We start from the raw sequence: 23,241 nt of genomic DNA on the forward strand, positions 1-23,241 counted from the left end.
TGCTCCATTACCACTCTGGCACCTCTCCTACACTTTTAGAATTTAGTAGAAATCTAGCTCTAAAAGCGGTTGCAAATATAAAGTGAGATTTCAATCTTTACAAATCTTTTAAGAAAATTTATCAAATAAATGCATTACTTTTGATTTTAATCTCATAAAATAAGTTGTTAATAAAATGAATTATAAACACATACTTCTTGCATCCTTGAGTGGATTTTTATTTTTAAGCTCTTGTGCTACTCAAAAAAATAAGGTACAAACCAAAACGGTAACCAAAGTAATACGAGATACTGTTTTCATCAATAAAAAGACAGAACAGCCAATGGTTGCTCGCTTTGCTAAGTTAGATGACTATAAAATAAACACGAATTATTTTCCTTCTATTGGCCAAGATGAACGTATACGACATGTAGTTTTGCATTATACCTCGATGGATCAAGAACCGTCTTTACGAGTACTATCTACACGACAAGTGAGTTCGCATTATGTGGTAGGAGATTCTTTTGATGATGAAATTTTTGCACTGGTTGATGAGTCTAAAAGAGCTTGGCATGCAGGAGTCAGTAAGTGGAAAGGCTTGGATAATATCAATTTCAGTTCGATTGGAATTGAGATTGTGAACAAGTCGAATGATAATAAATATGGTGGAATTGATTTTGTTCCTTATCCAGAATATCAGTTCAGGAAAGTGGCTGCTCTGACAAAAGATATTGTTGACCGATACAATATAGAACCGACCAATGTTATTGGGCACTCTGATGTTGCTCCTGGTAGAAAACATGATCCAGGACCGCAATTCCCTTGGAAACGCTTGTATCTAGAATACGGTGTTGGTGCCTGGTATGATGATGCAGACAAAAATGGTTACCTATATCAGTATCCTTATGATACTTCTTCGTTTACATTTATCCAACAATTTCAGAATGACTTGGCTAAGTATGGTTACAACATTGCCATTACAGGGGTTTGGGATGATCAGACCAAAAAAGTAATACAAGCATTTCAGTACCATTTCCGTCCAGAGAAATATGATGGCGTTTTAGATGCAGAAACTTGGGCAATATTACAAGCCTTGAACTATAAATACTCGAAGTAATTACTATCTTCTTGGAAATCTTGTAACATTTTGCATGCATTTTGCAACTTAATAATTATAAAAAATACATAATCTATAAATTAATGAAAAAATTATTTTTAAGCTTAGGCTTGGCCTTATTTATTTCTACATCAGCTTTTGCTCAAACGAAAACAGAAGTTGATCCTCGTGCATGGCAGCATGCAAGCTTAGAAGAAACGGGTGTTTATGGAGTAAATACTCAAAAGGCATTAGACTTCGTTAAATCAAAAAACAGAAAACCTGTAACGCTTGTTGTGGGGGTTTTGGATTCGGGTGTAGAAGTTACGCATGAAGACCTCAAAGATAATATTTATGTAAATGCTAAAGAAACAGCAAACAATAAAGATGACGACAAAAACGGCTATATAGACGATATACATGGGTGGAATTTTATTGGTGGCCCGAACGGCAATGTTGATGGAGATACGATGGAATTGACACGCTTATATATTGAGCAACGTAAACTTTTCGAAGGTCCTAAAGCCAATGAGAACATCAAAAAACATCCTGAAGAATACGAAGCTTTCAAAAAAATAAAAGCAGAATATGAAAAAAAATTAGCTACTGCAAAACAAAACGAAACGGAATATTCTTCTTACCTTGAGAATCTAAGAGTTCCTCTTAATAAGCTTGTAGAAGCTTTAGGGGATACTAAATTGACAGCAGAAAGCTTACAAGAATTCAGCGCAAAAGACCCCCAAAATGCAAATTTCTTGCAATTATTTGCAATGGTTCCTGAAGAGGTTTGGTTGAATAAAACCATGAGTGAATTTGCTAAAGAAATGACAAAAGAATTAGAAGGAGCTGTAAAATATTTTGGGGACCAAGTAAAATACCATTACAACACAAAAGAGGATTTCCGAAAAGTTGTTGGGGATGATTATGCAGATATCAAACAAAAACACTACGGTAACAATGATGTAGATGGTCCTGATTCTAATCACGGATCTCATGTTTCTGGTATAATTGCTGCCAAACGAAATAATGGAATAGGGATAGACGGAATTGCCGGAGATGGTTATGTAAAAATCATGAGTGTACGTACGGTACCTAATGGTGATGAGCGAGATAAAGATGTCGTTAACGCTATTCTTTACGCAGTAGACAACGGTGCAAAAATCTTGAATATGTCTTTCGGTAAATCCTATTCACCTCATAAAGAAAAAGTTTGGGATGCCTTCAAATATGCAGACTCTAAAGGTGTTTTATTAATAAAAGCTGCTGGTAATGACAATGTAGATATCGACAAAGAAGTTCATTATCCTACCGTCTTCAATGATAAAGGTGACAGGGTTTCTAGCAACGTAATTACGGTAGGATCTTCTACCATGAACCCAATGAATTTACGTTCTGACTTTTCTAATTACGGAAAAAAATCAGTTGATGTTTTTGCCCCAGGATCTGATATTTATTCGACTGTACCGACCAGAGAAGGAAAATACGAGTCGAACAGTGGAACCTCAATGGCTTCGCCTGCTGTTGCAGGGGTAGCTGCTTTGGTTTGGGCTCATTACCCAAAACTATCAATGAAAGATATTCGACAAATCATACTAGACTCTGTAAACAAATCAGAACAGTTAACAGACTTTTCGGTAACTGGTGGGGTTGTTGATGCATACAAAGCTGTACAATTGGCTGAGAAAATGTACAAAACCAAAAAACTAAACTAATTACCCTATTTGTAAATAAAAAAAGTAGTCGAAAATCCGACTACTTTTTTTATTTTTTATACGTTCGATGGACATGCTTCACACCTTCTACTTTTTTTAGCTCATCAATTACATGCTCTAATTGTTCTTTATTTTTTACTAGAAGAGAAATAATTCCTTGGAAAACTCCAGCTTGTTCAGAGAAATTTATATTGGTCATATTGATGGAATTATTCTTAGAAATTACCAAGGTAATATCACTAATCATCCCAGAACGGTCCAATCCTTCTAGATTGAGAATGGCTTTGAAATCTTTTTTTGTAGAATCTATCCACGTTGCTTTGATAATGCGATAGGCATAGTTTGCTTGTAAAGAAACTGCATTCGGACAATCGTATTTATGGACTTTTATCCCATTTCCGACCGTAATAAAGCCAAAAACTTTATCGCCAGGAATTGGATGACAACATTGCGATAATTCGTAGTCGAGATGCTCTTCATCCGGACCAAAAACCAAACTATCTAACTCTACATGTTCATTCGTTTTATTTTCTTTCGAGTTGATTGGCAATGGAATAGCTGTTTTTCTTATTCTATTCCACATAGCTGTGAAACCTGTTTGCGAATCAACAAATCGCTTCAGATCTTTATTACTTATCACCCCGGTTGCAACATTATAAAATACGTCTTGACTATTGGTTAGTCTGAAAAATGTTTGAATTTTATTGAGCGTTCTTTCGTTGAAATCAACTTTTAGATGGCGTAATTTTCGTATCAAAATTTCTTTTCCTTCCTCCGAAATTTTTCTTTTTTCCGAGTTCAAAGAAGCTTTAATTTTCGAGCGTGCTTTACTGGTCATCACATAGTCTAACCATTCCATTTTAGGTTTTTGCTGAACCGATGTAATGATCTCTACCTGATCTCCACTTTGTAATTGATGACTTAGCGGAAAGAGCTTACCGTTAACTTTTGCACCCAAACAATGGTCGCCAATATTCGAGTGAATGGCATATGCAAAATCGAGTGAACAAGATCCTTTTGGCAACGAAAATAAATCTCCTTTTGGTGTAAACACATAAATTTCTTTTGCATAGAGATTGAATTTGAAGTTATCCATAAACTCTATTGCATCTTGTGTATCATTGTTATCGAGCATATCTCTCACCTGTCGTATCCAGCGATCCACATTAGTATCATCTTCGTCTGCTCCTTTATTTTCTTTGTATTTATAATGTGCCGCAATACCTTTCTCTGCGATTTCATCCATTCTCTCTGAACGGATTTGTACTTCTACCCAACGAGCCATAGGTCCGATAACCGTTATGTGTAAAGACTCGTATCCGGTAGATTTGGGAGTGGTAATCCAATCGCGCATTCTTTTAGGATTCGGTGTGAAGATATCCGTCACGATAGAGTAGATTTTCCAGGCAATAAACTTTTCATTCTTGCGATCTGAACGGTATATAATTCTAATTGCAAAAAGATCGAATACCTCTTCGAAAGTAATATTCTGATTGGTCATTTTACGATAAATCGAGTTGATTGATTTAGAACGACCTTTGATTTCGAATTCTAAACCTTCTTCGCGTAATTTATCGCTAATGATATCAGTAAAATTCTTGATATACGCTTCGCGTTCTTCTTTCGATTGGGTCATTTTTTGCTCGATACTGAAATATGCTTCGGGCTTGGTATAGCGTAAACTCAGATCTTCTAACTCAGATTTTATATTATACAAACCCATTCTGTGTGCCAGAGGTGCATATATAAAAACCGTTTCAGATGCTATTTTTAGTTGTTTATCTTCTCGCATACTGTCGAGTGTACGCATATTGTGCAAGCGATCGGCAATTTTTATTAGGATTACCCGGACATCTTCTGATAAAGTAAGCAAGAGCTTACGATAATTTTCTGATTGTATCGAAACTTCTTGTTTGTTGAGAACGGAAATTTTGGTTAGACCGTCGATAATTTTGGCAATTTTCTTACCAAAAAGTTTTTCTATATCTTCTAATGTATAATCGGTATCTTCTACAACATCGTGCATTAGAGCTGCGGCAATAGAAGTTGCACCCAAACCAATTTCATCGGCAACGATTTTTGCTACTGCAATCGGATGATAGATATAAGGTTCTCCTGTTTTTCTACGTTGATCTTTGTGTGCATCTACTGCTAAATCAAACGCTCTACGAATCAATTTTTTATCTTCGTCTGATAAGGTGATATACGTATTTTTGAGCATTTCTTTATAGAGACGTGCAATCTCTACGTTTTCTTTTTCGAGTTGTTCTTCCGTTATTACAAAAGGTTCCGCCATAGATAGTTTTCGGTATTAAGTAATAAAGTTAGGAAATTCTATTGAGTTGATAAAGTTTTTCTTCATCATCCAAACGATATTTTTATCAAGATTCAGAGAAAAAGAATTTATTTCCTTCTTAAAAATACAATGAATTTTATAGATATTCTTTATCTTTTTCCCAAGCAGCAATTAAATGTTTTTTTACTTCGGTTAGCCAATAATCTTTGGCTTCTGCGTAAGAAATATCATAAAAAAGCAAATCGAACGTAGGAAGTTCGACAGGAAAAGATTTTCGTAACGATTGGTAGTAATCATCCAACGCTTCGCGGTCGGGCAACTGGTACGGAATCCTCAATTGAAATCTACGCCAAAGAGCCGTATCTATCATTTCTGCATGGTTTGTGGCGCATATCAGAATTACGTCCGAACTCAATAAGTCTATTTGTTGTATAATGACGTTGACCAAACGTTTCATTTCTCCGACATCTTGATCATCATAAGTTCTAGATTTCCCAAGTAAATCAAACTCATCAAGAAACAATATGGCTTTTTCTCTTTTTGCTTTGTCGAATATTTGTTTGAGATTTTGAGAGGTTTCTCCGATACGAGCACAGACAATATTACTTAGATTTAGAATCAAAACTTTTTTACACAACGCATTACCGATGGCTTTTGCCGTCATTGTTTTTCCACAACCCGATGCTCCGTAGAGCATAATCTTGTGATCGACTTCTAAACCTAATTCTATTAATTTTTCTCGATAAGAATGTTCTTTCACAAAGCGCTGTATTTTCTCTCGGTATTCTTCTTCAATGAATACATCATCGAGCGATATAGCTTCGTCCTGAGATATAATCAAATCATAAATCTGCATACTGTTTTATTGATTTTACAAAAATAAGCGCTTACGAACCAAAAAACTACTTTCCTACAGAATAATTATCAAAAAACCGAGATGCAATTCTACAAATTGACTTCTATAGAAGGATTTTCTTCTTGCAAATCTGCAATAAATTGTTCTTTATCTTTGGGCGATAAAACAATTTCATCCCACCGATTATAGTAAAGAATTATCCGATCGAGAGAAGCTGCGGGAGCACTAAGGATGGTTCTTGTTTTTTCTATTTTTCTGATGGTTCTTACTGGTATTCTTCTATACAAAAAACCAGCAACTCGCACTTGTAATTCGCCTTCTTTCACAGTATAGGTAATGGTCGTTAGCACAACGAATATTAGAATTATCGGAAGAACAACACCGAAAGAAATAGACAAAACACTGGCATGACTGTTCATAGCTGCGAAAATGCTAATAGCAAAAACAAGTACAATGAGAAAAAGAATTGCCGGACTTAGTTTCGAGTGATAGATCTTCATTTACGATGATTTGCTATAAGAAAAGGTACAAAAAAAGGACAGCAAACGCAAATGCTTCTGTCCTTTTTGGTGTGTTCATTGTCTTAGAAGGATGGTGAAAATTTATGTTAAAATTTCGGGAAACCACCTGGCATTTTTGGTAAAGAACCATCGGCAGGCATGTTTTTCGACATCATTTCCATCATACGTTTACCTTGAGAAGAGTTAATGAATTTCATCATTTTTCCCATTTCAGAGAATTGTTTTAGTAATTGATTAACTTCTTGTATGGAGGTTCCTGAGCCTTTTGCTATTCTATTTTTTCTCGAATTATCGATTATTTTTGGGTTTTTCCTTTCTTGTGGAGTCATCGAATGAATAATTGCTTCTACTCCTTTGAATGCGTCATCATTAATTTCGACATCTTTTAAGGCTTTTCCTGCTCCAGGAATCATCCCAACTAAATCTTTCATGTTCCCCATTCTCTTGATTTGCTGAATCTGCTTTAGGAAATCATCAAAATCGAAATTATTCTTTGCAATTTTCTTTTGTAGACGTCTTGCCTCTTCTTCATCAAACTGTTCTTGCGCTCTTTCTACTAGCGAAACCACGTCACCCATGCCCAAAATACGATCGGCCATACGACTTGGGTAGAACAAATCTAGGGCTTCCATTTTTTCTCCGGTAGAAATAAATTTGATGGGTTTATCTACCACAGTTTTGATGGTCAATGCAGCACCACCACGCGTATCACCGTCTAATTTAGTCAACACAACACCACTATAATCCAACACATCGTTGAAAGCTCTTGCTGTATTCACCGCATCTTGACCGGTCATAGAATCGACCACGAAAAGGGTTTCGGTAGGATTTGTTGCAGCGTGAACTCGACGGATTTCATCCATCATTTCCTGATCCACAGCCAAGCGACCAGCCGTATCGAGTATGATGACATTGTTTCCGTTTTGTTTTGCATAGGCAATTGCTTTTTCTGCAATCTCTACCGGATTTTTATTTTCTTCTTCGGCATATACCTCTACGCCAATCTGCTCTCCTAAAACTTTCAACTGGTTGATTGCCGCCGGACGGTAAACATCACCAGCAACAAGTAATGGTTTTTTATTCTTCTTCGTTTTTAAGTAGTTGGCTAACTTACCAGAAAAAGTTGTTTTTCCTGAACCTTGTAAACCGGCAATTAGAATAATGGTAGGATTGGCACTTATAGTTAACTCGCTATGTTCACCTCCCATTAACTTCACCAATTCATCATGAACGATTTTGACCATTAATTGACTGGGATTCAACGACGTTAACACGTTTTCTCCGATGGCATTTTTACGAACGGTATCGGTAAATTCTTTGGCTACTTTATAGCTTACGTCGGCATCAACCAAGGCTCTTCTCACCTCTTTTACTGTTTCTGCAACATTAATTTCTGTAATTTGTCCTTTCCCTTTTAGGGTATGTAGTGCTTTATCTAATTTATCTTGAAGATTCTGAAACATTTTCTACTTTTTATCAATAGCTTAGACAAAGATAATGATTTGTCGTGAATCATAACTTGTAATTGATAGTTTGTCATAAAAAAAAAACCTCCTACAAGAAGCAGAAGGTTTCTTTATTTCTATTTTATTTCTAAAAAACATATCTTCAATTATCGGGTTGCATTAGCAGACCAATATTGCCCATCTTTTGTATAATTGATGTTTAATTTACCTGCCGAGATAGATATTGCTCCCAATGCCCCATCTTCTAAAATCAAAGTATTGTTTTCTCCTTTTTTCATTTTAATTCCGTTTAAGCTTGGGATTTTATCAGAGAATTTAAAGTTGTAAGTATCTCCACTTAATTTGGTTACAAATACAGAACCATCATCTTTTGTTATAGTTTCTCCTTTGCTTATATACGTAACTTTTCCTTTGTACGTTCCAGCGAAAATATCATTGTCAGCTGGGTCATCATCATCCGAACAAGCAGTAACGATAAATAAGGTAAAAATGAAAATACCTAAAAATTTTAATACATTTTTCATATTCTTTTTTTTTAAAGTTCTATTTATCATTAAACAAACATTTTGCCACACTACTTGATTTGTCTATTTTTTTTTGGTTTTAAGATATTTTACGAAAGAATTTAATCAGTTTAGATTAATAATAAACAATCTGACGAGTTGTATTGCTAATCGGTGCGTCTAATTTATGGTGGTATTGTGTTCTCGTAATCCAGTTGTTATGTTGATCGTACGCATACTTTATTTCTACACTATAATTTAGTTTCATCGATTGATCGAACTGTTTTTCGGCAATCAAATCATTCTGCTCGTTATATTGCCGCATTTTTGTAGTAGATACCTCTCCATTTACTAAAACCTCTTCTTTTGTCAGTAAACCCTTTGCATTATACGAGTAACGTATTTCGTATTCTCCATGATCATAGTTTACTCGCTTACTGGTGAGTTGATTTTGTTCGTTGTATTTATTTTCTTCGTTTACAAAGATTCCTTCTTCCTCTAAGCTTCGCATTTTTTCGCTTAGCAGATTCTTATAAGCATCAAACTCTTGAATTCTTTCTTGCACAGCCACCTCATTTTCTGTGACGGTTATTTTGGTTTGATGAGCCTCATACGTATAAATTTCATCAATTTTCAGAAACTGATTATACGAATCGATATCTTTATGTATTAGTTGATTAGTTTCGTTATAAATATAATTTACAGTATAAGTTGGCAGATTTTCTTCATCAAAAAATTTTTCTGCTTGCAACAAACCATCTTCCCGAAACTCACTCACTCGATTATATTCTTGCTGATACTTCTCGATATGATTTACGCGTATCATAGCTTTTGTTTTTACTTCTGTTACAGATTTCACACGCCCACGTAAATCTTGCCTTACCCAATCCGTTTCTTGAGCATTGACAACTCCTAGCAAGATACATGCAACGAAACCGATGATATTTTTCATACTATTTATTTTTCTATTTTATCTGAACGTAAACTTACACAAGTTCTTATAGTTTAAAAGAAAAAGATTAATTTTGATGATGTTTTTCTAAAAAAAATTTATAGAAATGAAATTATTTCATGTCGGTAAACTCGACACCAAAACCAATTATGCTTTACTCTTTTTACGCGTTTCTGTTAGTTTACTGATGTTGACACACGGAGTAACAAAGTTGCTCAACTTTTTTGATCTTGCCCCCTTACAATTTCCAGATCCTCTTGGTATCGGTCTAGAATTATCCATAATCTTAGCTATATTAGCCGAGGTGGTCTGTTCTATTTTATTGATTCTTGGTTTGTGGACAAGAGCAGTTCTTATCCCATTAATTGTCACTATGTTTATTGCCATTTTCATGGTTCATCTACACCATGATTTAGCTACAAAAGAATTAACAATTATTTACTTAATAGTTTACATAGTTTTGATGATCACTGGCCCTGGTAAATTTTCATTGGATTATAAAATATACAGAAAATGACAAAAAATATTCTTTTTTTGGGCGTATTTCTTATACAAAGTTTGTTATTTGCACAAAATAATTCTGCAATGCCCCAAAGTAAACCTTTTACAAAAAATGAGTTAACCTTGATTAATGAAAAAAATCACCTTCATAAATTTAGAGTTCTTTTGACAACTAGTCGAGACGATTTTAGAATACTTCGTACTAAAAGCATCGACCTTGATCCTACAGATTCTTCTGTGAAAAAATTAGCCGATCGGATGCTAGCCACAGTTCTCGACGAAGAAACTCGTGGAGTTGGCATTGCAGCACCACAAATTGGCATCAATCGTAATGCTGTATGGATACAACGCTTTGATCAGAAAGATCAACCGTTCCAATTTTTCATCAATCCAAAAATCACTTGGTATTCTTCTCTTCTACAAAATGGCAGAGAAGGCTGTTTATCGATTCCAGACACGATAGGGAATGTGGTGAGAAGCTATGCAATACGAATAGAATTTTATGATTTAGATGGACAATTTCATGATGAAGTTATCGAAGGTTTTACTGCAGTTATAGCACAGCATGAAGTCGATCATCTTAATGGAGTTCTCTTTACTGATCGCCTACAAGAACAAGAGAAAACAACCTACACAAAAGCAGGAGCCGAACAAAATTTATTATACAAAAAAGCTTCAGAATAATTCTGAAGCTTTTTTTATTCACAAACTTAGTATCTTAATTTTATTTTACTACTGGCTTCGTATCTTCCTCATCTATAGATCCAGGACCAGTAATTCCTGTCCTATTTCTTTGGGGTGTCGTAGACTCTTTTTTTTCTGTTGGCATCAAAACATCGGCTGCTCGATCTACCTCTTTTTTAGTTTCTTCAGCAGCGTTTGTTTTATTTTTAGTAGCATCTAATTTCATCAATAATTCTTTGGCTTTTTTTGCCTCTTGCGTACCATCATACGCTATCGTTATTACTTCGAGTGCGCCTCTAAACTGTTCTAGAGATTCGGTTTTACCAACTGCAAAAGCGTTTAATAATGCAAACTTCGCAATCAACGTTTGGGTAGGATATTGCTCTATTGCTTGTCTTACTTTTGTTTTAGTATCCTCATACTTCCCTTCTTTATAGAGAGAGTAAGCAGCTTCATAGTCTGCTAAAGCTTCTTTGGTTTCGGGAGTAAGATAATCCTCCATTGGGTTATTGATATAGCCTGCATACAAAGTATTAGGAAATTCGGTCAAGATTTGATTTTTATACTTCTCCATAGAAGGATCGTTTTCTGCTTTGGTAATTCTGTACATCTGATAAATTGCATTGGCTTTGATATCGATATTTTTGGGTGGTGTACTTATCAGATGCTCTAAGGTAGAAATCGCCAATCGCTCGTTGGAGAATTGATCATAATAACCTATACCTAATGAAAGTTCGGTGGTGTCTCTTTCGATTTTCAGGTTCTGGATCACTTTGGGTTGAGTCGGGATTTTCTCAAGATAGAAATCCAAATCAAATCTACGCGGATTTCCTTCTTCCAGTTTTCCGGTTAATTCTAGTTCTCTTTTTTCTAGAGCAGATGTTCCTCCGGTAGAAAAACGCCAATTATCACGTAGGGATTGATTTCCCCATACTCGCTGAAATTCTAAAACGCCATCACTTTTCAGTCCTTGATTGTAGAAATAAAATTTACTTCCACCGCTACTAGTAGAGTTAAAGTTTTTTATAGTTCCTCCTAACTGAAAATCGACCGATGGCGAAGAATTAGCCAAAGCCATTTGCTTTTCTTCTTCTATTCGTTGACGCTCTTCTTTTATTTTCAAGGTATCGATATAGTTCTGAAAATATTTTTCTTGCTCAGTTTTCGACATTTGAGCAATTCGTAAAATGCTATCATTTTTCTGTACCAAATAATGTTTTTCCATCAACTTCTTCAATGCATCATTACGAAGATTTATTCTATTGATTTCTTTTTCGTGTGTAATTGCTGTCACCGCACTATCGTAATAAACAGTTGCATATAAGTAATTTCCGCGATCAAATTCTAAGTCTGCATAAGCTTCGTAGGCTTTACCACGGATGTATGGATCGGAAATTTCTTTTTCTTTTAAACTACTTTTCAGGTAGGTTTCTGCATCGGTAAGATTTCCTGCTAGAATTGCTAATTTACCAATGGCATAATCTAACTCATTTTTTCGTTTTTTATAAACGCCTTTACTAGAAATCGATTCTAAATGATTTTTATATGTTTCGTAATCGTTTTTTTCTTTTTGGAAGTTTATGGCCATGGCAATTTGTGCCTTCACCTCCATATCGTAACCAGGTTTTAGCTCATATGCCTTTGTAAAATGGGCTTCTGATTGTTCTTGTCGATCATCTAACTTTGCGTACAGTTGTCCTAATATAAAATTTAGTCTTGCACGCTCTGTTTTATTTTTCGATAAAGATTCAGCATGCGTCAAAACTTCAGTTGCTAGTTCATATTTTTGTGTATCTATGAGGTATTGTCCAAAGTTTTTTGCTACTTCTAATTGCAAGTTTCTTTTGCTCATACCTTGCTCATACATCTCGGCTAGCTTTTCTCGGCCATCGTAAAAATTACCTCCTTTCAGTTCGGAAAGTGTTATAAAAATTTGTGCTTCTTCTGCATATTTAGAGTTTGGTAATTGTGATTTGATGAAGTTTAAAGCATCCAACGCATCGAAATATTCTTTCTTATAATATCTCGCTTTCCCCATCAATAAATAGGCTCTACCGATCAATTGATTTTCTTCTTTACCGTCTATATACATCGAATGTTTTTCGATAACTCGTTGGGCTTTTGTTTCTACTGCATCCAAACCTGTAGGCGTTACAAATTTTTCTTTTTGCCCAGGACGACTAATTTGATTGATATTGGGAGCCTGAGATTTTGTGTACCTAATTTCATTAACAGGATCTACGGGTAAAATCTCCCCCCAATTGTACTGATATTCGTTAAGTTGTTCTTCTTTTACTTTATCCAATTCTTGCTCTGCATTGTAAAGTGCATTGAACCAAGCAGTTGTTTTATGATAAGTTCTGTTCTGAAAGGTGTTTTTTTGGGTAGAACAACTTCCCAAACTGAGCACCACAGATAAACTTAGTATAATTTTTTTCATACGACCAATAAAAGCAAATCTACTAAAAAACGATAGAATTGAAAAAATCTTGTCTGAAGTATTTATTTCGACAAACATTTATGATATTTGTATAAGAATCTATGACCGATAAACAAAAATACACAACAAACGTAACTCATTACAAATCAACTACAATAGCAAATAAATCACCGAGAATCATTCGTAGGTTCTATTGGTCATTGGTTTTGTTGTTGTTAGGATTGTTGTTTTCTCTTTACTACAATTTCACTTATCTGCAAAAAATTCATTCTAAAAATGCTCTACTCGATCAACAAGATTCGATAATCAATAACCAAAACAAGAAAATAAAATCTATCGAAAAAACCGTTAAAAATCTCGAATTATACAACCGAGACTTATTGGCTCAAAAAACTTATTATTCTAATATTCAACCTTTTAAACAAACTCCTATTCTACCAATTATTTTAGATATAAAGAAAGAAAATGAAAATATTTCGGCAGAAAATATAAAGAAAAAACCGATATTCATTTCACCTCTCGATGGTTATATAAGCAATACCTACAACGCAGATGAAAAACATTTGGCTTTGGATTTGGTTTCTAGAACTGGTGATCCTGTAAAAGCAATTGCAGACGGATATGTTATTTTCACCGATTGGACTCCCGAAACAGGTTTTGTGATTGTAGTGGATCATACCAATGATTTTTTGTCAATTTACAAGCACAATCTAGATGTGTATAAAAAAATCGGTGACAAAGTTACACAAGGCGAAACGATTAGTTCTGTAGGTAATACTGGCGAATTTACGACCGGTCCACATTTACATTTAGAGATTTGGCATAATGGGAAAGCTGTTAATCCCGAACTATATATCAACTTTAAAAAGTCGACGAACACATGAAGGCATTCTTAGCAAAAATTTTTGCAAAATACGTTCACTATCAAAATCAGAAATGGATTAATCATCCGATAGAAACGCAAGATAAAACATTTCATTATTTGCTTAAAACTGCCCAGAATACTCGATTTGGTAAAAATCATGATTTTGCTTCAATCCAATCGTACGAGGATTTCAAAGCAAGAGTGCCGGTACGTGATTATGAGGGTTTAAAAAATTATTTTGATGCGATTATCGATGGTGAAGAAAACGTAACTTGGCCAGGTAAACCGCTATATTTAGCAAAAACTTCGGGTACAACTTCGGGCGCAAAAGCTATCCCGTTGACCAAAGAATCTATTCCTACTCATATAAAATCTGCTCGTAATGCTTTATTGGCTTATATTTACGAGTCTGGCAATGCGAGTTTCTTAAACGGAAAAATGATTTTTTTACAAGGAAACCCAGAATTGACAAAAAAAAATGGGATTCAGACAGGACGTCTTTCGGGTATTGTAGCTCATTTTGTTCCTGATTATCTACAAAAAAACCGCATGCCATCTTGGGATACCAATTGTATAGAGGATTGGGAAGAAAAAGTTGATGCTATTGTTGACGAAACGCAACATGAAAACATGACATTGATTAGTGGAATTCCGCCATGGATGATTATGTATTTCGAAAAGCTTTTGCAACAAACAGACTCTAAAACTGTAAAGGAACTTTTCCCGCATCTACAGCTCCTGGTAACCGGTGGTGTAAATTATGATCCCTATCGCGATAAAATGAATGCTTTGCTCGGGAAATCTTTACCATGTATACAAACTTATCCTGCTTCTGAAGGTTTTTTTGCGTATCAAGACTCACAAAAATCAGAAGAATTATTATTGCTATTAGACAATGGAATTTTTTATGAATTTATTCCTGCTGAAGAATTTCATCAAGATAATCCTACTAGAATCTCTTTAGAATCTGTAGAGCTGAACAAAGATTATGTTTTGATTTTGAGTAGCACAGCAGGTTTGTGGGCGTATAATATTGGAGACACGGTTCGTTTTACTTCTATCAAACCTTATAAAATAATTGTGAGCGGACGAATAAAACATTTTACTTCTGCCTTTGGTGAGCATGTAATAGCCCACGAGGTAGAAACCGCATTGCAAGCTACTTTACAAAAGTTTCCTGCATCGATTATAGAGTTTAGTGTAGCACCACAGGTAAACCCGAACGTTGGCTTACCTTACCATGAATGGTTGATCGAATTTGGTGAAAACCCTACATGTATAGAAGAATTCGAAAAAGAACTGGACAGACAAATGTGTCTATTAAATGTTTATTATCAAGATTTGATTAACGGAAATGTTTTACGACCATTGAAAATTTCTTTGGTAAAAAAGCATGGATTTCAGAATTATATGAAGTCTTTGGGAAAGTTGGGCGGACAAAATAAAGTTCCGCGCTTAGCCAATGATCGCTTGATTGCAGATAAATTTTATCAATTAGACTTAATCGAAAAACCTTATGAATAAAATAAAAACAGTGAGTAGTTCTAAGGTAACGATGACACAACTTATGTTACCATCATATGCTAATTTTAGAAGAAAGATACATGGCGGATACATCTTATCATTGCTAGACCAAATTGCATTTGCCTGTGCGTCTAAATTTACCGAAACCTATTGTGTAACGGCTTCAACAGACCGAGTAGATTTTCTAAATCCAGTAGAAGTTGGTAATCTATTAACAATGAAGGCTTCGGTAAACTATGTCGGTAAAACATCTGTTGTGGTTGGTATTCGCGTAGAAAGTTAGAATATCCAAACAGGAGAAATCAAGCATTGTAATTCGAGTTATTTTACAATGATTTCTAAGAACGAAGCAGGTGAAAATGTTACGGTTACGAAATTGATGCTGTGTAATAAAGAAGAAGTTCGTCGATTTTATAGTGCAATACAGAGAATAGAAAACCGAAATTCTTTATTAAAAGATAGTAAAGCTTTCAAACATAAGGATTTGAGTGATTTAACTTTTTTGGAGGAAAATTATCGTGTTGTTTTAGCCTTAGATAAATAAAAAAATTTATTACAGTTTAGTTTATCGTATAAAACTGTAAAATTCATCAATAAAAAAAATCTCAGCCTTTATAGACTGAGATTTTTAAATTTTATCGATTCTCTTAGAATGGATATTCATAAATTTTTGATTCGTGGAAATAAGGGTGTCCAGTTGCTTCTAAGTTGAGTTTAGAGATGGCATTCATTACTATGAATATAAATAATCCTGTGAAACCAACTAATGCACCGATTTCCATAAATCCGAAGTTGTGGAATGGTCCAACAGCTGCAGGCATTATTTGGTTATAAAAATCCCAGTAGTGTCCTACAACAATCAGAATAGCCACTACGAAAACTACTTGTGATCGTCGCTTGATGCTAGAGCTTACCATGATTACGAATGGTAAAACTAGATTAGCCAATAACATCCAGAAATATAGTGGATATTGTGCCATACGTTGTTGGAAGTATTGAACTTCTTCTGGCACGTTAGAATACCACTGTAACATGAATTGACAGAACCATAAGTATGACCACAGTAATGAGAAACCAAACATAAATTTAGCTAAATCGTGTTGGTGGTTATCATTGAATAAACGTAATGCTCCTTTCTTTTTCAGGTAGATAGAAATGATTGCCATGACAGAAACAGATGCTACCAAATGACTTACCATTCCGTACCACATAAATAAAGAAGAATACCAGTGTGGGTCTAGTGACATTACAAAGTCCCATGCATACGCTGCTGAGAAAAGTGCGAAACACACAATTCCTAAAACCGCTTTGGTATATAACTTATTGTAATAAGTGATGTCACCTTTGTATTCATCTAATTTTCTTGTTGCTCCTTTGATAATGTATACAAACAAAGAGAGAACAGCTAAATAAATTAAGCAACGGATTGTCCAGAAGGGAACGTTTAACCACAATTTTGCTTTGTTTGCGATATAGATATCATATTGTGGATCATTTGGATCAATCAGTTCTGGAACCATCCAGTGAAATAAATGATTCATTTGCATTGCAGATAGAATAACAAAGATTCCTAAAATCAAAGAACCAATTGGTAAGTAAGAAGCGATTCCTTCCATTACACGAGTTACTACCATAGACCAACCTGCTTGTCCAACGAATTGAACGCACAAAAAGAAAAGTGCTGTTGCAGCGATACCGAATGCATAATATGCTGGTACATAGAACGCTGCCCATGGACGGTTGCTTAATAAATTTTGCAAATGTTCCATATGACTTTGATGATCGGGGTTCAGTTCTAAAAACTGATCACTGATATAATCACCATAGAAATGTGAAGGATTTGCATGCATTAATTCTGTGATATAAGCCTCAGAATTGTTCATGTGTCCTTTAAAGATAAAGAATCCAATTGCATATAATACGACTCCTACTACTAACATGATTAGTGAAGCCATTTTTAATCGATTGGAAAAAGTATATTGCATGATTAAATCTTTTTTAGCGTTAACGATTATTTGCTTGCAGTAGAATCTGCAGGTTCAACATTTGCTGTTGGTGTTTCAGCAGGGGCTGCCTGATCGTTACCAGCGTTTTTCAAGCTCATTACATACTCTGCCACTCTCCATCTATCTACAGGTGTTAAGTGTGATGCGTAAGAACCCATTGCGTTTTTACCGTACATAATTACATGGTAGACACTTCCTACTGTAATATTTCTTTCTGCGAATGTAGGTACACCAGAGTATGCTTTGGATTTTACAATAGAACCTTGCCCATCTCCATTTGCACCATGACAAACAGAACAGTTTTGTTTATATAACAATTCACCACGCTTGTGATCTACTTCTTTATTAGCAGGGTTTAATGGAGATGTTACTGATTTCGATTGCTCATAACCAGCATTATTATTAGGTAAAGTCCATGGCAAGATACCTCCGTCATTATGTGGTACACTTCCTTCAACTGGCTCTAGTGCTGACATGTTATGATTGCGTTGAAAAACCGGAACATCTGATGACTCTGCATAATCAGGGTAACCAAAAGTTGCTTTCTCATATGGATCGTAAGCGGTCGCATAATACATATCTGGCATGTACACTATACTTGGCTTCCTTTTTTTATCTGAACAGGCTGTAGCTAATAAACTTCCTGCAACCATTAAAAATACTATCTTTTTCATGAGTATGCTTCTTCTACTTGGTTAATATTGTTATCTGGTGATTCTACACCTCTTACCGTAACCTCTTCTGCTCCTGTTTCTACAAAAATATTCTTAATTGCATCTACATCTGTAGTATGAATTTCTATTAGGAATTTATCATCTGTAGTTCTTGGATCAGGATTTTGAGCTTTTGCACCTGGATACATCTTGTTACGAACTAAATAAGTTAGTGACATTAAGTGCGCGGTACAAAAAACTGTAATCTCAAACATAATTGGAACGAATGCTGGCATATTCTCTCCCCAAGAGAAAGATGGTTTTCCACCAATATCTTGTGGCCAATCATGGTTCATAAAAAACCAAGTTATTACAGAGGCCAATGTCAATCCAAAGACACCGTAAAAGAACGCGATGTCTGAGATTCGAGTTTTTTTCAATCCAAGAATTTTATCCAATCCATGAACAGGAAATGGCGTATAAACTTCTTGTATCGCAACATTTTTACTACGGATTTTTTTAATTGCGTCTAGTAAAACATCGTCGTCTCCGTATAGACCATAAACGATTTTAGTGTTCGTGATGCTCATCTTCTGTATGATGTTTTTTATAGCTTTCGCCTGATGATTTCAAAATAGTTTTTAATTCTGCTTGTGAGATTACTGGGAAAGTACGTGCGTACAATAAGTAAAGTACAAAGAAGAATCCATTAGTTCCTACGAAGATTCCAACGTCTACCCATGTTGGCATAAACATTGTCCAGCTCGAAGGTAAATAGTCACGTGAAAGATTTATCACGATAATGTCGAAACGCTCGAACCACATCCCAATATTTACAACAATCGAGATTAAGAATGTCCAAAGGAACGAACGACGGATAGAGCGTATCCACAACAGTCCTGGTACTAATACGTTACAAATAATTAATGCCCAGAATGCCCACCAATAAGGACCAGTTGCTGCTCCTGGAGAGAAATAAGTGAAGTCCTCGTATCTAGAACCTGAGTACCATGCTATCCATAACTCAGCTAAGTAAGCAATAGCCACCATTCCTCCAGTTACGATAATTACGATATTCATATACTCGATATGTTTACGAGTAATATAATCTTCATAATGCAATACTTTTCGCATCACACTTAATAGTGTTTGCACCATAGCAAAACCTGAAAAAATAGCTCCTGCTACGAAATATGGTGGATATACAGTTGAGTGCCACCCTTTTATTACAGATGTAGCGAAGTCGAATGATACGATTGTATGTACTGAGAACACAAGTGGTGTACATAATCCTGCTAATACAAGGGTAACTTCTTCAAAGCGTTGCCATTGTTTTGCTCGTCCACCCCATCCAAATGATAAAATTCCATAAATTTTCTTTGCAAATGGTTTTGTTGCACGGTCGCGGATCATCGCAAAATCGGGCATAAGACCAATAAACCAGAACACTACCGATACTGAGAAGTAGGTTGAGATCGCAAAAACGTCCCACAATAGTGCCGAGTTAAAGTTTGGCCAAAGTGAACCAAATTGATTCGGAATTGGGAAAACCCAGTAAGATAACCAGATTCTACCCATATGGATCATCGGGAAAACCGCTGCTTGTACTACCGCGAAAATTGTCATCGCTTCAGCTGAACGGTTAATCGACATTCTCCATTTCTGACGAAATAAAAGGAGTACAGCGGATATTAGTGTTCCAGCGTGACCGATCCCTACCCACCATACGAAGTTGGTAATATCCCAACCCCAGTTAATTGTTCTATTTAAACCCCAAACCCCGATTCCGGTACCAACGGTGTAGAAGACACAACCTATGAATAATAGGAAACCAAGGAATGCTATACCGAAGGCGATCCACCATAATTTTCCCGATTTATTCTCGATTGGACGAGCAATATCTACGGTGATATCATGGTAAGACTTATGTCCTAATATAAGAGGCTCTCTAATTGGTGATTCGTAATGTGACATATTATTTTACCTTAATAAATTCTATACTAATTATGCGTTTTTTTGTTCTTTTCTGTTTCTAACTTTCACATGATAGAAAACGTTTGGTTGTGTACCAACTTCTTCTAACAATACGTAAGATCGATTGCTTTCTGAAAGTTTTTTCACTTCACTGTTTTCATCATTTATATCTCCAAACACCATTGCGCCAGTCGCACAAGCTGCAGCACATGCCGCTGAATCTTTAAATTCTTGATCCGTTACACGACGGTTTTCTTTCTTGGCTTTTAGGATAGCTGCTTGTGTTTGTTGGATACAGAAAGAACATTTCTCCATTACCCCTCTTGTACGTACTACTACATCTGGGTTCAATACCATACGTCCTAAATCGTTGTTCATATGGAAATCGAACTTATCATTCTGGGTATAAGTAAACCAGTTGAAACGACGTACTTTGTAAGGGCAGTTATTTGCACAATAACGTGTACCAATACAGCGGTTATAGGCCATCATGTTTTGTCCTTGACGACCGTGTGATGTTGCCGCAACCGGACATACTGTTTCACATGGTGCGTGATTACAATGTTGACACATAATTGGTTGGAATATAACGTCTGGGTTCTCTGCTTTTGGCTGAATCAACAATTTATATTGCTGAGGTTCATTCAACCCGTCTCCTTTTCCATCCATATTCGGACCTTCAAGAGCAACCTTCTGCGTTAATGTATTATCTGTAACATCTGAGTAGTAACGGTCTATACGCAACCAATACATATCTCGTGACATACGGATTTCATCTTTACCTACAACCGGTACGTTGTTTTCTGCTTGACAAGCTATAATACAAGCACCACAACCTGTACATGCATTCATGTCTATTGACAGCTTGAAGTGTGGACCTACTGAACGATCATGTGTTCTCCAGATATCAACCTCTTTTTCAGGTGTTAATCCTTTCCAGGTTGGCATTACTCCTAATTCGTTCCATTCTTCTCTAGGACGATTTATAAAGTCATCTAAAGAAACTTCACGTGCAATTTCATAACGCCCCATCAGAGTAGGCTGCTGCTGCATATTGGCAAACTTGTGCTTACCTGCACCTGCAGTTTTGCCTAAAGTTACATTGTTTGCACCTATGGTTCCTTTATATAAGCTATACGCATTTACTCCGATTTCGTTTCCTACTTTTCCTGCTTTAGTTCTACCATAACCTAAGGCTAAACCTATAGAACCAATGGCTTGACCTGGTTGGATAAATACAGGCACTTTCTCTAGCTTAACGCCATCTACTGTCAGATCAAAGTATTCGCCATCAAATTGCATACGTCCGTTATGAACGTTGTAATTATCTTGGATTTTTACACCTAATTTTTCTGCGTCTAATGGGTTCAAGGTAATGTAGTTATCCCAAGAATTACGAGTTATTGGATCTGGTAACTCTTGTAACCAAGGATTATTAGATTGTGTTCCATCTCCTATACCTGTTTTTGTATAGAATTGGATTTCCCACTCTCCTGCTTTTGTAGAGGCTAATTTTGCAGCATATCCGTCTGCTACTGCAGTATTAGCAACAAAAGTTGTTGTTTCAGAAGATTCGTTAACTCCGTTGTACAACGCTTGATTAAAATCAATTCCTCCGACTAATGGTAGGATAGTTGATAACCAATTGTTTCGTAAATACTCATAATACGCAGAAACTGGTTGTACACTTTCTGATGTTGCCATCATCATAGTAGGATCATTAGGATTTTCTACTTTATTTACAACTGATGTTCCTGTTAACCAAGTAATTAATGAGTCTTGAAATTGACGAGAATCAAAAATACGAGGTATAGTAGGCTGTTGTAATGAGTATACTCCTGTAATTGGATTATAATCATTCCATGATTCTAATGCATGAGTAACTGGTGCTACTAAATCTGCTAAAGATGCAGTTTCATCTAATTTTTCTGTTAATGCTACCTTTAAACCAATTTTAGAAAAAGCTGCTTGTACTGCTTTTGATTGATTTGCTGCATATACAGGATTGGCTTGATATGTAAACAATACTCCTACATTTCCTGCATTTGCTTCAGCAATAAATTGATTGAACACAGCATCGTTAGAAACCTTTAAGTTAACAGCTCGGTTTGTTACAGCTCCAGAAGCAATCATTTGATTAATTGCAAAAGCCAAAGCATATGCTTCTTTTGATCCATCTGCCAGAACAACCGCTTTGCTTCCTTTAGCTTTAATTTCTTTTACAATGCTTGCAGCTTCATCTTTAACAGAAGCTCCCTTCAAACCATTGTATACTTCTGCCAGCAACTTTTCTGTATCTGTAAACTTTTTAGGGATACGAGTATCTGCATTGGCACCTGTCAATGATAATACAGATTCTACTTGTATATGACGCAACATGTTTGCTCCAGGTTTTCGAGCTGCTGCATAAGAAGATTCCATTCCTCCACCGTTATAATCTCCTAAAAAATCTGCATTGAATGATATCACTAATTCTGTAGAAGAAAAGTCGTAGAAAGGAATTTCGCGTTTACCATATACTTCTTGTGCAGCATCTAGAGCGTTAGAATAACTAACAGCATCAAACACTACATGCTGAACTGTAGGGTATTTTGCTTGAAATTCTTGTATTAGTTTTTTTGTAGTCGGCGATGGCAGTGAAGGGGTTAAGATAACCGCTTTTTTACCTCCTAAACTATTTAGAGCTGATACTACTTTAGCATCGAGATCTTTCCAAGTTGTAGTTTTATATTTATTTTCCCCAGTTTTCACCATTGGGCCTTTCACCTTATCGCTATCATACAAAGATAATACCGATGCTTGTACACGAGCGTTTGTCGATCCGAAGAATCGTGCATCGTGATTCGCATCTATACGAATTGGTCGACCTTCTCTGGTTCTTACCAAAACGTTTGCATAATCATATCCATCAAAAATTGTTGATGCATAATAAGTTGGTACACCAGGTGTTACGTCGTTTGGTTTCACAACGTAAGGCACAGACTTTACGATTGGTGCTTCACAGGCTGCTAAAGTTACAGCAGCTGTACTAAATCCTAAGATTTTCAAAAAGTCACGTCGCGAAGTCTTCTTGTTTTCCATGGCATTTGTGTTGCCTAAGAATTCATCTACAGGAATATCTTCTGCAAATTCATTGGTGGATAACTGTTCGCTTAAATTAGAATCAGTTAACTCCTCAAAACTTCTCCAGTATTTTTTCTTCGAAGCCATTTA

18 protein-coding genes and 1 pseudogene are annotated in these 23,241 nt (G+C 35.7%); 7 read left to right on the forward strand and 12 right to left on the reverse strand.

Going from position 1 to position 23,241, the window contains the following annotated elements:
- The first annotated feature begins 175 nt into the window (after window positions 1-175).
- A complete protein-coding gene (locus HMPREF2660_RS08780) occupies window positions 176-1,096 on the forward strand; it encodes an N-acetylmuramoyl-L-alanine amidase (protein WP_013598842.1) in 921 nt (306 codons plus the stop codon).
- Between the two features lie 83 nt (window positions 1,097-1,179).
- The gene (locus HMPREF2660_RS08785) at window positions 1,180-2,787 is read left to right on the forward strand and encodes a S8 family serine peptidase (RefSeq protein ID WP_070486792.1); all 1,608 of its coding nucleotides are present in this window, start codon (window positions 1,180-1,182) and stop codon (window positions 2,785-2,787) included.
- Window positions 2,788-2,836: 49 nt separating this feature from the next.
- Here the strand turns inward: HMPREF2660_RS08785 and HMPREF2660_RS08790 are convergent, their stop codons facing one another.
- The 6 genes from HMPREF2660_RS08790 to HMPREF2660_RS08815 all read right to left on the reverse strand — a co-directional run bounded on the left by HMPREF2660_RS08790 (window position 2,837) and on the right by HMPREF2660_RS08815 (window position 9,381).
- Window positions 2,837-5,083, reverse strand: a complete 2,247-nt coding sequence (locus tag HMPREF2660_RS08790) for a RelA/SpoT family protein (protein ID WP_013598840.1) — start codon at window positions 5,081-5,083, stop codon at window positions 2,837-2,839.
- Between the two features lie 136 nt (window positions 5,084-5,219).
- A complete protein-coding gene (locus HMPREF2660_RS08795; RefSeq protein ID WP_070486793.1) occupies window positions 5,220-5,939 on the reverse strand; it encodes an AAA family ATPase in 720 nt (239 codons plus the stop codon).
- An 89-nt stretch (window positions 5,940-6,028) separates the two neighbouring features.
- A complete protein-coding gene (locus tag HMPREF2660_RS08800; protein WP_013598838.1) occupies window positions 6,029-6,439 on the reverse strand; it encodes a PH domain-containing protein in 411 nt (136 codons plus the stop codon).
- Between the two features lie 107 nt (window positions 6,440-6,546).
- Window positions 6,547-7,923, reverse strand: a complete 1,377-nt coding sequence (ffh, locus tag HMPREF2660_RS08805) for a signal recognition particle protein (RefSeq protein ID WP_013598837.1) — start codon at window positions 7,921-7,923, stop codon at window positions 6,547-6,549.
- 149 nt (window positions 7,924-8,072) lie between these two features.
- Window positions 8,073-8,450, reverse strand: a complete 378-nt coding sequence (locus HMPREF2660_RS08810) for a hypothetical protein (protein ID WP_013598836.1) — start codon at window positions 8,448-8,450, stop codon at window positions 8,073-8,075.
- Between the two features lie 115 nt (window positions 8,451-8,565).
- Window positions 8,566-9,381, reverse strand: coding sequence for a hypothetical protein (locus tag HMPREF2660_RS08815; protein ID WP_070486795.1), 816 nt, complete (start codon window positions 9,379-9,381; stop codon window positions 8,566-8,568).
- Between the two features lie 106 nt (window positions 9,382-9,487).
- On the opposite strand from HMPREF2660_RS08815, the gene HMPREF2660_RS08820 reads away from it, so the two are divergent.
- Both HMPREF2660_RS08820 and def read left to right on the forward strand, forming a co-directional pair.
- A complete protein-coding gene (locus HMPREF2660_RS08820) occupies window positions 9,488-9,898 on the forward strand; it encodes a DoxX family protein (protein ID WP_070486797.1) in 411 nt (136 codons plus the stop codon).
- On the forward strand, window positions 9,895-10,566 hold the full coding sequence (gene def, locus HMPREF2660_RS08825; protein ID WP_070486798.1) for a peptide deformylase: 672 nt from the start codon (window positions 9,895-9,897) through the stop codon (window positions 10,564-10,566). The genes HMPREF2660_RS08820 and def overlap by 4 nt, the downstream gene beginning before the upstream one ends.
- Before the next feature lie 40 nt (window positions 10,567-10,606).
- Here def and HMPREF2660_RS08830 read toward each other — a convergent pair whose 3' ends face one another.
- Complete coding sequence (locus HMPREF2660_RS08830) at window positions 10,607-13,006, reverse strand: type IX secretion system periplasmic lipoprotein PorW/SprE (protein ID WP_141743584.1); 2,400 nt, start codon at window positions 13,004-13,006, stop codon at window positions 10,607-10,609.
- Between the two features lie 101 nt (window positions 13,007-13,107).
- On the opposite strand from HMPREF2660_RS08830, the gene HMPREF2660_RS08835 reads away from it, so the two are divergent.
- The 3 genes and pseudogenes from HMPREF2660_RS08835 to HMPREF2660_RS08845 all read left to right on the forward strand — a co-directional run bounded on the left by HMPREF2660_RS08835 (window position 13,108) and on the right by HMPREF2660_RS08845 (window position 15,939).
- On the forward strand, window positions 13,108-13,890 hold the full coding sequence (locus tag HMPREF2660_RS08835; RefSeq protein ID WP_070486801.1) for a M23 family metallopeptidase: 783 nt from the start codon (window positions 13,108-13,110) through the stop codon (window positions 13,888-13,890).
- The gene (locus tag HMPREF2660_RS08840; RefSeq protein ID WP_070486804.1) at window positions 13,887-15,395 is read left to right on the forward strand and encodes a GH3 auxin-responsive promoter family protein; all 1,509 of its coding nucleotides are present in this window, start codon (window positions 13,887-13,889) and stop codon (window positions 15,393-15,395) included. The genes HMPREF2660_RS08835 and HMPREF2660_RS08840 overlap by 4 nt, the downstream gene beginning before the upstream one ends.
- Window positions 15,388-15,939, forward strand: a pseudogene (locus HMPREF2660_RS08845) (acyl-CoA thioesterase). The gene HMPREF2660_RS08840 and the pseudogene HMPREF2660_RS08845 overlap by 8 nt, the downstream one beginning before the upstream one ends.
- Window positions 15,940-16,042: 103 nt before the next feature.
- On the opposite strand, the gene HMPREF2660_RS08850 reads toward HMPREF2660_RS08845, so the two are convergent.
- Genes HMPREF2660_RS08850 through HMPREF2660_RS08870 form a run of 5 tightly spaced genes read right to left on the reverse strand, consistent with a single transcriptional unit; the run spans window position 16,043 to window position 23,238 of the window.
- Window positions 16,043-17,380 carry a hypothetical protein gene (locus HMPREF2660_RS08850; protein ID WP_070486805.1) on the reverse strand — a complete coding sequence of 446 codons (1,338 nt, stop codon included), beginning with the start codon at window positions 17,378-17,380 and terminating at the stop codon, window positions 16,043-16,045.
- Window positions 17,381-17,406: 26 nt separating this feature from the next.
- Window positions 17,407-18,075, reverse strand: coding sequence for a c-type cytochrome (locus HMPREF2660_RS08855; protein ID WP_013598828.1), 669 nt, complete (start codon window positions 18,073-18,075; stop codon window positions 17,407-17,409).
- Window positions 18,072-18,638: a DUF3341 domain-containing protein gene (locus HMPREF2660_RS08860; protein WP_052295795.1), complete on the reverse strand. Its 567-nt coding sequence runs from the start codon at window positions 18,636-18,638 to the stop codon at window positions 18,072-18,074. Before HMPREF2660_RS08860 ends, HMPREF2660_RS08855 begins: the two co-directional genes overlap by 4 nt.
- On the reverse strand, window positions 18,625-20,028 hold the full coding sequence (gene nrfD, locus HMPREF2660_RS08865; protein WP_013598826.1) for an NrfD/PsrC family molybdoenzyme membrane anchor subunit: 1,404 nt from the start codon (window positions 20,026-20,028) through the stop codon (window positions 18,625-18,627). Before nrfD ends, HMPREF2660_RS08860 begins: the two co-directional genes overlap by 14 nt.
- Before the next feature lie 30 nt (window positions 20,029-20,058).
- Complete coding sequence (locus HMPREF2660_RS08870) at window positions 20,059-23,238, reverse strand: TAT-variant-translocated molybdopterin oxidoreductase (protein ID WP_070486807.1); 3,180 nt, start codon at window positions 23,236-23,238, stop codon at window positions 20,059-20,061.
- Between the last annotated feature and the right edge of the window lie 3 nt (window positions 23,239-23,241).

This window comes from Weeksella sp. HMSC059D05 (assembly GCF_001809725.1).
GTDB classification, from domain to species: Bacteria; Bacteroidota; Bacteroidia; order Flavobacteriales; family Weeksellaceae; genus Weeksella; species Weeksella virosa.